At 43.7% G+C, this 5208-nt stretch carries 7 protein-coding genes; 3 read left to right on the forward strand and 4 right to left on the reverse strand.

From position 1 onward, the window contains the following. Nucleotides 1-988: Mu transposase C-terminal domain-containing protein (locus ACM0OZ_RS47670; protein WP_414589963.1), on the forward strand; the 988-nt coding region annotated here is incomplete at its 5' end. Further along, a complete protein-coding gene (locus tag ACM0OZ_RS47675) occupies nucleotides 988-2481 on the forward strand; it encodes an AAA family ATPase (RefSeq protein ID WP_414589964.1) in 1494 nt (497 codons plus the stop codon). The genes ACM0OZ_RS47670 and ACM0OZ_RS47675, both read left to right, overlap by 1 nt. Before the next feature lie 216 nt (nucleotides 2482-2697). Here ACM0OZ_RS47675 and ACM0OZ_RS47680 read toward each other — a convergent pair whose 3' ends face one another. Then, entirely contained in the window at nucleotides 2698-3192 is a 495-nt protein-coding gene (locus tag ACM0OZ_RS47680) for a hypothetical protein (RefSeq protein ID WP_414589965.1), read from the reverse strand. 446 nt (nucleotides 3193-3638) lie between these two features. On the opposite strand from ACM0OZ_RS47680, the gene ACM0OZ_RS47685 reads away from it, so the two are divergent. Beyond that, nucleotides 3639-3812 (forward strand): hypothetical protein, encoded by a 174-nt coding sequence (locus ACM0OZ_RS47685; protein ID WP_414589966.1) that lies wholly within the window; start codon nucleotides 3639-3641, stop codon nucleotides 3810-3812. A 172-nt stretch (nucleotides 3813-3984) separates the two neighbouring features. Here the strand turns inward: ACM0OZ_RS47685 and ACM0OZ_RS47690 are convergent, their stop codons facing one another. Genes ACM0OZ_RS47690 through ACM0OZ_RS47700 form a run of 3 tightly spaced genes read right to left on the reverse strand, consistent with a single transcriptional unit; the run spans nucleotide 3985 to nucleotide 4980 of the window. Continuing rightward, a complete protein-coding gene (locus ACM0OZ_RS47690; protein ID WP_414589967.1) occupies nucleotides 3985-4371 on the reverse strand; it encodes a type II toxin-antitoxin system VapC family toxin in 387 nt (128 codons plus the stop codon). Continuing rightward, nucleotides 4355-4618, reverse strand: a complete 264-nt coding sequence (locus ACM0OZ_RS47695) for a type II toxin-antitoxin system Phd/YefM family antitoxin (RefSeq protein WP_073635243.1) — start codon at nucleotides 4616-4618, stop codon at nucleotides 4355-4357. The genes ACM0OZ_RS47690 and ACM0OZ_RS47695 overlap by 17 nt, the downstream gene beginning before the upstream one ends. A 47-nt stretch (nucleotides 4619-4665) precedes the next feature. Beyond that, nucleotides 4666-4980 (reverse strand): helix-turn-helix domain-containing protein, encoded by a 315-nt coding sequence (locus tag ACM0OZ_RS47700; RefSeq protein ID WP_073635244.1) that lies wholly within the window; start codon nucleotides 4978-4980, stop codon nucleotides 4666-4668. Nucleotides 4981-5208: the final 228 nt, after the last annotated feature.

Genomic DNA, 5208 nt, shown 5'->3' on the forward strand with positions numbered 1-5208 from the left:
GAATGATCCTTATTGCTGGTCGAAGCGTTTCTTATTGCTGGCTCCTACACATAGTATATACTTTGACACCCTGCTTGCCCGGTATCACTGCACCAAGAAAATACGACCTGGTGGAAAACCCCGCTTTGGTTCAGTCATTGAACGATTGTTTGGGACGACAAATACTGAGTTTATTTACAACTTACTGGGTAACACCCAAGCAAGTAAGCAGCCGAGGCAATTGACGAAAACTGTTGACCCAAAACAGTTAGCTGTTTGGAATCTGGGAGATTTATACACTCACTTATGCAGATGGGCTTACGAGATTTACGACTCTAACCACCATGACTCGTTAGGGGCATCCCCATATGCTGTTTATACCGAAGGATTGTCAATCGCCGGAGAACGCTCGCATATTAGTGTTGCCTATGACGAGGATTTTCTGATGACAACACGTCCGGGGACTACCAAAGGTAAGGCACGTATTCAGCCCGGACAGGGAATTAAAGTGAATTATCTTTACTATTGGAGTGATGCTTTCCGCAATCCAACCGTAGAAAAAACTGATGTCCCAGTGCGTTACGACCCTTTTGATATGGGAATAGCTTATGCCTATGTTGACGGACGCTGGGTGAGATGTTACTCGCAATATTACAGTACTTTTGTTGGACGTAGTGAAAAAGAAATACGAGTCGCAGCACAAGAAATCAGACAAAGTTCTAAACGTAGCGCCACTTCTTATAATTTGAATGCCAAACGTTTAGCTGACTTCATTGCCAATGTTCAAGAACATGAAGCAATACTTGTGCAAAGGTTACGCGATTTGGAAACTAAAGTTGTGCTGGAAAATTGCCCAGGTCATTCCCAAGCCGTATCACAACCAAACCAAGTTAGCCGTAAAGAACTCACACCGACTCCTATTGAAGAGGTAGCATTTGATTCTAGGTCTTCTCAAAACGTAAAAGAGTTGGATATCACACAACTACCAATATTAGAGGAATACCGCTAATGCCTAGGAAATCCAAGGTTCAATTACTGACGCAATTCAAGGAGTATGCTGTCAATCATCCACAATTGGAAAAGGTTGATATGCATCTAATGCGTGCAATTCGAGAACCTGCGGGATTTGCTCATGTATTGGTTTATGGACCTTCCGGTGTGGGTAAGACGACCATGATACGGCAAATTGCCAGACGCTTAAATGGGAACAAAGATACAAATGCAACATCCAATGATTCCGGCTATCGCAACGGTCATACACCTCAATTGCCTTTGTTACTTATAGAAACACGACCACCAGATGCTGGCGTATTTAATCGCACTGACTATTACCGTACTGCATTGAAGCTTTTGGATGAATCATTTTATGAGCGTCGAATGCTCATAGACATTGACGCCGAGCAAACATGGGAGAAAAAAGGGCGCGGACGCCCTAGCAAAACAGCACAGTTTAATGATTCGCCAGAACTGCGCCATGCATTGGAAGAGGCAATGACCAAACGTGGTGTGCAAGCAGTTATCTTGGATGAAGCGCAACATTTAATGAAGATTGGTACGGGAAGCAGTGCTGGTAAGCTTTTAGACCAATTGGACTGGATTAAATCCATGACAAATGTTACGGGTGTGCTACATATTCTCATTGGTACTTACGAACTGTTAAATTTCCGGAATTTAAGTGGTCAGGCATCTCGGCGCGGTTTGGATATCCACTTTCCCCGTTACTTGTACCAAAATGAAAAAGACCGTCTGGATTTTCAAGCGGCGTTACTGGCGCTTCTCAAACAAGTACCTCTTTCTACCAATATTCCTGAATTAATGCAGAGTTGGCTTTACTTCTACGAACATTCTATTGGTTGTGTTGGAGTACTCAAAGATTGGCTGATTCGAGCCGTGGCAGCGGCATTAGATGACGGTTCTGTGACGTTAACCTTAAAACAAATACACGAACACACTTTAACTTTAGCCCAGTGCGAGCGCATGGCTCTCGATGCTACCGAAGGTGAGCAAAAACTGAGTTATATGGAGAGCCGCCGGGAACACTTATGGCATTTGCTACAAATCGGGATGGATTCAAAGGATATACCGACCTGTGCAGTTCCTGATGGAACCTCGCCCATTGGTAGCCCCACAAACGAACCTCAAGAGTCGTCACCATCATCCACAAAACGTACTCGGAAAAAGCCAGCAATACCTACACCACCCCACAACACGGACGAAACACAAGAGCTTGCACCGATAAAAGTAGCGCCAAAGAAAAAGCAGACTCGCAAAAAAACTGCATCGACTACAACTCCTGAAATGACCTCGAAGCCGCTTGGTGAAGAGAGTACTGATCCAATTGCGACACCTGTTGTCCCGTCTGGAGAACGCACAATCGGGGCGAACGTCACCAACCAGAACCTACAAGAGCTTTCAGCCACTTCCAACAAGAAAAAGTCGGGGACACGTGTCGGACAACGCAAACCTCAACGAGATGCTGTCGGAAAAAGTACGAGTTCTTAATTATCGCGAATGATAATCATGGAAGGAGGGGGAGAGGATGCCGTAGGCATCCTCTCACTTTTTCTTTTAATGAGAGAGGGTTGAGCGTCGCTCAACCCTCTCTCCACCCCTTGGCTGATTATCATTTTTATTTAAAAACTCATTATTCAAGTTATGAAGCATATCTTATCCTAAGTGGTTTTGTACCATATCTTGTCCGTTTGGTCAAATTATGATTCAAATCACAGCATTTTTCATGTATACCTCAATCAGTTCAGATGTATTATTTACAGAGATCAACTCAAGGTAGACACGATCTCCTGGATTTAATAGTTCAATACTTAGATCAAGTTGGCCATTCTGACGCTGCAACTCGCTAATTTTCCCAAAACCAACTTCAGGCTCGGTCTTTAAGCTATAACCAACAATTTTTGCATTGTTATCCAGTCGTATCAGAACTGGTTGATTTCCAACTGCTTGGTTACCAGAATTAAAAACTTCGAGATTGAACAGAAATACAGAGGTTGCCTGTTCTCCTGAATATTTAACCTCTAATTCACTGCGAATTGTATCTGAAAATGTCAATAGTGAAGATGCATCGTTGATAATGCAATCGACTCGCCTAACTCGGTTTGTTTTTTGCCAGATGAATATAGATGCTGCCGCTGTTATTACTGCTCCTACAACCCCACCAATAATTGCAGCGACTGTAGGGTTTTGATACCAATTCATCTGTTGTGTTACTCCTCATTGCGTAACTATAACTGTCCAGCTAAGTATTTCTTAGACGGAAAATTTCCGTCTAATTACCTAATTTTGGGTAGTTATCCAAACTTTTTCCATCTAATACCCTTTTGCAGACATTATACATAATAAAACCGTATATTTACACAACTTTGGCTAAATGTAGAGGCAAGTTGTAAGTGATACCTGTAGTAATTCAATATATCTGCCCTATCAACGAATAAAAGCCCTCGGTAATGTATCAGGGGCTTTTAGTTTCTGTCTGCTGTCAAGGTGCTGCTGTTCTAGCATTGTCCTAACCAAGCACAGAGAATGTACTGTACTCTGCGGTAGTCGGAAATTAGAAATCGCTAAAAGCTAGATATAGCAAAACATTTCAGACCCGGAATGCAGGTTTTGACACGTATCTCAACACGATGCCCATAAGGGAGGCAATGAGTTACGACAACCTGCTCTCTTCGTATACGCTGCTCAAATTAGTTCTGGGGGAAACCAGGCGATTGCGCGGAGCGCAGTGCCAGAATGCAATCGCCCTTTGGGCAGTGCGCTGTCTTCGCGATCGCCTTTGCGTTGGCGGGCACTTCGTGCGATCGCAGTATGAGCGCTAAAAGTAGTTAACAGGTTTTTGGTTCTGGGGGAAAGTGGGCGATTGGGCGCAAGCGAGCGTGCCAGAATGCGATTGCGCTCCGCGCAGTGCCCTGCATGGCAATCGCCCGAGCGCAGCTCCCTTCAGGAGCATCATTTAACTTGTGAGAAATGCGGGTTAGTACAGATATATGATTACCAAATCACATCAACAGGGTACTGAGTAATCTGACTGTCTACAGTTACAATTGGCGTTTTTTCCACTTGGCTCTGAGCAATAATTATCCTGTCGAAAGGGTCACGATGTAAATCTGGTAAATTTGTTACTTGTAAAGCGTGAACCATTTGAATCGGTAGTCCCTCAAGTCGATTCATTGTCAACCGACTTGGAATATAGGTTTCTGGTGGTTCAGGTAACTTTAGTTTTCCTAGACGTACCTTAATAACGATTTCCCACGCACTCGCAGCACTTAAGAACAATACGTTACCTGGGTCAGCAATTATACCGCGAGCCGTGGATGAAAGTTGGGAATCATCTGTAACCCACCAAATGAATGCATGGGTATCAAGTAATACTTTCATTCTGGATGTCTAGGGGGCTAAGAAAATCGTTTAAAACATCCTCCGGTAGGGGTTCGTCAAAGTCGGGGGCAATGACTACCTTACCACGGTCCAATCCTGGAATTCGGGGTAATGGTTGGTTAGTTAGGGGGACAATGCGAGCAACGGGAGTACCAGCTTGAGAAAGAATAACTTCTTCTCCCGCCAAAACTCGACGGAGCAATTCTCCAAAGTCAGTCAAGTTAGCAGGAAGTTCTGCGTTATACATTGATAGTCACTCCGAATTTAAGTTAATTCGCGATTGGGCGATCGCGCTCATGCTACCTCTTTTTTTCCTTCTTTTTGCACAACCTCAAATAGTTCCCCCAGATCACACCCAAAAAAGTCGCATAATACAGCCAAAGTGTCAGCGTCATACCTCTTGGCAGTGTTTTCGCAAAGCCCCCTAATCGCTGCACTGGTTAAACCTGTTTCTTGCGCTAAAGCCGATCTGGTCATTTCTTGAGCGTCTAACAGGTCTTGTAAGCGGCACCGTATTTTAACTTTTGAGTTTTGCACAGCCCGTCTTTCATCTCTTTTGGTGAACTTGGGAGGAACGGGAGATTTCATAACTGTTAACGCTGCTGTCATAATATCTTTCCGTTCCTATTGTCGATCACTATTCTAAACATATTATTGGTTAATCGTGCAATCATGTTGACGATTAATCGATTAATTAATATTGTATTTATATAGCAAAAGGCGATCGCTCTCCTCGCCAAAGCAGTGCGATCGCCTTGTAAACCCCCATATTGGGAGACAAATATAGCGGTTCTCGGTTGGGTCTAATACATTCTGGTAAAATTAAACGAGGGTATA

Source organism: Scytonema sp. PCC 10023 (genome assembly GCF_963920835.1).
GTDB lineage: Bacteria > Cyanobacteriota > Cyanobacteriia > Cyanobacteriales > Nostocaceae > Kalymmatonema.